The 410-nt window shown below is 63.4% G+C and carries 1 protein-coding gene; it reads left to right on the top strand.

The features are described 5' to 3' along the window. Positions 1-410, top strand: a 410-nt coding sequence (locus tag GJ668_RS19995) for an AAA family ATPase (protein ID WP_484476976.1), incomplete at both ends; no start/stop codon positions are given.

The following is a 410-nucleotide window of genomic DNA, read 5'->3' as shown; positions in this document are numbered from 1 at the left end:
GAGCGGATCCCCACTACCTGTCACGACGGATCGTGCGCATGGCGTGGGAAGACATCGGACTGGCCGACCCCAGAGCCCTGCAGATCGCCAATGAGGCCGCCATAGCCTATGAGCGGCTGGGTTCGCCGGAGGGCGAACTGGCCCTGGCGCAAGCGGTCATCTATCTGGCGATCGCGGCCAAGAGCAACGCGGGTTACACCGCTTACAAGGCCGCGCGCGCCTTCGTCAAACAGGACAAAAGCCGCGAAGTTCCCAGACATCTGCGCAATGCCCCGACGCAGCTGATGAAAGACTTGGGCCACGGGCAGACCTATCGTTATCCGCATGACGAATCCCAGGGCTATGCCGCCGGCGAAACCTATCTTCCCGACGGGATGGCTGAGCCGCACTGGTATCGACCGGTGCCGCGA

The organism is Allochromatium palmeri (assembly GCF_009720725.1).
Lineage (GTDB): Bacteria > Pseudomonadota > Gammaproteobacteria > Chromatiales > Chromatiaceae > Thermochromatium > Thermochromatium palmeri.
Note: the sequence above shows the minus strand (reverse complement) of the source record. Positions and strands in the feature narration are given on the sequence as shown.